Annotated in this window: 4 protein-coding genes; 2 read left to right on the forward strand and 2 right to left on the reverse strand. The window is 34.1% G+C overall.

The window, feature by feature from the left end:
* Positions 1-155 precede the first annotated feature (155 nt).
* The gene (locus OZD62_RS02435) at positions 156-416 is read right to left on the reverse strand and encodes a J domain-containing protein (RefSeq protein WP_227738613.1); all 261 of its coding nucleotides are present in this window, start codon (positions 414-416) and stop codon (positions 156-158) included.
* Positions 417-576: 160 nt separating this feature from the next.
* Between OZD62_RS02435 and OZD62_RS02440 the strand changes: the two genes are divergently transcribed.
* The gene (locus tag OZD62_RS02440) at positions 577-1,140 is read left to right on the forward strand and encodes a NifU family protein (protein WP_022626407.1); all 564 of its coding nucleotides are present in this window, start codon (positions 577-579) and stop codon (positions 1,138-1,140) included.
* Entirely contained in the window at positions 1,137-2,363 is a 1,227-nt protein-coding gene (gene hisS, locus OZD62_RS02445; protein WP_010963026.1) for a histidine--tRNA ligase, read from the forward strand. Before OZD62_RS02440 ends, hisS begins: the two co-directional genes overlap by 4 nt.
* Before the next feature lie 20 nt (positions 2,364-2,383).
* Here the strand turns inward: hisS and surE are convergent, their stop codons facing one another.
* A complete protein-coding gene (surE, locus tag OZD62_RS02450) occupies positions 2,384-3,136 on the reverse strand; it encodes a 5'/3'-nucleotidase SurE (protein WP_010081939.1) in 753 nt (250 codons plus the stop codon).
* Between the last annotated feature and the right edge of the window lie 393 nt (positions 3,137-3,529).

The raw sequence follows: 3,529 nt of genomic DNA on the forward strand, positions 1-3,529 counted from the left end.
AAAACAGTGGTTTCAGGAGTTTAAGAATGCTTGGAGACAAGAATTTATACCTTCCCTGGAAGAACAGATAACATGGACTGCACTACATGAAGCAATATTGGAGTATTTAGAAAAAGCAAAGGAAGAAATTCGTTAAACGAAAACTTTTTTTAAGATCACTTTTTTAACAATTTATCACGTGCCGCATTTAGCTTTTGCGCAAAATATTCCGAGCCTCCCTTATCTGGGTGAACTAATTTCATTAAATTTTGATATGCTTTATTGATTTCATTTTGACTTGCCTCAGGATTCAGCCCCAGTATCTTTAATGCTTCATCCTTGGACATGTTATCACCAGTGTAATTTTCAGTATAACTTCTACTGCTACTAAATTCGTTCAAAAACTTACTCAATATAGAGTTCATCATGAAACTCATATTATTTTTTTTTGTCAGGAAAAGAAAAAATATAACAACGCTAGGCAAGACAAATGTAATTACTATGAATACTAAAAAAAGAAAAAAGATGAATGACATGTATATTTTTTTATCATTTTATGATTAAATAGTAACAATTATAATTGTCATGGTAAATAACATGTTCATCCAGATTGAAGAAACACCAAACCCAAATACGCTAAAATTCCTTCCTGGATTTGAAATTTTAAACGAAGGAGAAACTGCTGATTTTTCAAATGCGAATGAGATAAAAAATTCTAAACTAGCAGCAAATCTTTTTCAAATAGAGCATGTGGTAAGAGTATTTTTCGGTCATGATTTTATTTCAGTAACAAAATTGGATGGAATTAATTGGGATATATTAAAAGTAGAAGTTTTAACTACAATCATGAATCACTTTACTTCTGGTGGAAAAGCACTAGATAAAGAAGAAGTGAATGATCCAGATGAAGAATTTTTTGATAAAAATGATATAGAAATTGTAAATAGAATAAAAGAATTGATGGAAAGTCATATCAAACCTGCAGTTGCTCAAGATGGTGGCGATATCAAATTTCGTGGCTATAAAGATGGAATAGTTTATGTTGAGTTGCAAGGAGCTTGCTCTGGATGCCCAAGTGCTGCAATTACTTTAAAGCAAGGAGTGCAAAATATGCTGAGCTACCACATACCAGAGATTGCAGGTATAGAGACCACACTATGACTAATCAAACGGTTAGAGGAACAAAAGATCTCCTGTTTGATGAATGGTACAAGTTTAAATACATAGAGCAAACAGCAAACAGAATCTCAAGTTTATACGGCTTTTTGCCCGCCCAAACTCCAATATTTGAGTGCACGGAGGTTTTTACAAAAACCTTAGGTGATAGCTCAGACATCATCACTAAAGAGATGTATAGCTTCAATGATAAAGGGGGAAAGAGCATAACTTTACGTCCTGAGTTCACTGCAGCGATTGTCAGGCTACTCATTGAAAAAAAACTGCAAACACCGATAAAATTATTCTCAACAGGACCTGCATTTCGCTATGAAAGACCGCAAAAGGGAAGACAAAGGCAATTTCATCAGATAAATTTTGAGGTTTTTGGCATAGAAGATCCAAAAGCTGATATTGAATTGATATCACTCGCTCAGCACTTACTAACTGAATTTGGCATCAATAAAAATGTAAAGCTGGAAATCAACTCTTTAGGTGATGGTGAAACAATAACTAAATATAGAGAAGCTTTGATCTTATACTTTACAAAGTATCAAAATGATCTATCAGAAGATAGCAAAAATAGGTTGATCAAAAATCCACTCAGAATACTGGATTCCAAGGATGAGAAAGATAAATCAATAATTTCTGATGCGCCTAAAATCAGCAATTATTATACGAAAGAGTCCTCAGATTTCTTTGAACAAATACTAAATGGATTAACAATTCTTGATATACCTTATACCGTAAACAATAAACTAGTTCGAGGTTTGGATTATTATTGCCACACAGTGTTTGAGTTTGTTACAGAGGATTTAGGTGCACAAGGGGCAGTTTTTGCCGGTGGAAGATACGATAATTTAGTATCTTCAGTAGGTGGAAAACACACTCCAGCAATAGGATTTGCAGGGGGTATTGAGCGCATAATGGAGTTAATCAATTATTCTCCGAAAGAAGAGCGACCTATTTACCTAATTCCAATCGGTAGAGAGGCTGAAAAACATGCTTTAACACTTGCAAATGAATTGCGCAGAAATGGTTTATATGTAATCTATGAATATAGCGGAACGCTCAGAACCCGAATGAAAAAAGCAAATCAAGCAAATGCTAAAGCTGCTTTAATCTTTGGCGATGAAGAATTGAGTAGTAAAACTTTAAAGATTAAAAACATGGATACAGGTGAAGAAAAAATAATTGCTCGCGATAACACAATAGAAAATATCTATTAGGAGCAATGCAAATGTTTTTCTCAGTCAGCTATAGAAGAAAATTCGTCTGCACAAGAATTTTTCATAGTATTCAAAGTATCATAATCTGTAAAATCTAATTTTACCGGTGTAATAGTAATAAATCCTTCTTTTATTTTATTTATACTACCACTGCCTGAGTGCTCTCGAGACCAATTTAAGCTAAAAGAGCCATTCGAATTTTCAGTAAAAGTTAAATCCCCATCAATGTTATATTCACCTTGTTCAGCAAATTCTACTCCTTTTACTTTTTCCGTAGCAGGAAAATTTACACTCATCACTATGTTTTTAGGCCAACCAACCTTAACTAGCTTGGCAATAACCTTTGGTGCAAAAACCTTTGTATTGTGCCAGTCTATTTTATCATGATAAACTTGGCTCAGCGCAATAGAAGGTATAGACCTTGCAGCACCTTCCATTACAGCACCAATTGTTCCTGAATAACAAATATCGTCCCCGACATTTGATCCAATATTTACTCCGGACAATATTAAGTCTGGTTTTTTATTCATAACTTTATTTAGCGCAATAATGACACAATCTGCAGGAGTACCAGACACACTAAATTCCCTTTCGCTATGTTGTTTTATTCCAATAGATTGTTTCACTGGATAATCAAGAGATCTTGCAGCTCCGCTTCTATCAGTATCTGGTGCCACTATCCATATTTCTGACGCAAAATTCCGTGCAACCTCTTTGAGTAATTTTATTCCTTCACTTCCAAAGCCATCATCGTTTGTTATCAATATTATCATATACAATACTCAGCTATACAGCTCCAAATTATGTAAACCACTGGCTGTAAATAAACTCATGAGGCTTTAAGTTTCTTTGCATAACTGTGAACTGTAACAAAGAACCTGCTGTAAATCAATAGATTTCTTGCACAGGCCATAACTGTCATTACAATAGAAACGAAAAAACTTACTTGACAAACTCCGCCAGCCCCCTTATCATGAAACTGAAGCTATTTATTTATCTTCTCTGTACAGATTAAATGACAAAAAAACTCACGTATCTGGCGTCTCATGTTTAATTTTTTGCACTATGTGCACCTTATGTCTTTATCAAACTTCTACCTACATAAGCTGAAACGCGCTTATAAAGCGTTTAAAACATAAAAAAACGCCAACTTAAAAAATGGATAG

This window comes from Wolbachia endosymbiont of Drosophila seguyi (genome assembly GCF_028981765.1).
In the GTDB taxonomy this organism is placed as follows: Bacteria; Pseudomonadota; Alphaproteobacteria; order Rickettsiales; family Anaplasmataceae; genus Wolbachia; species Wolbachia pipientis.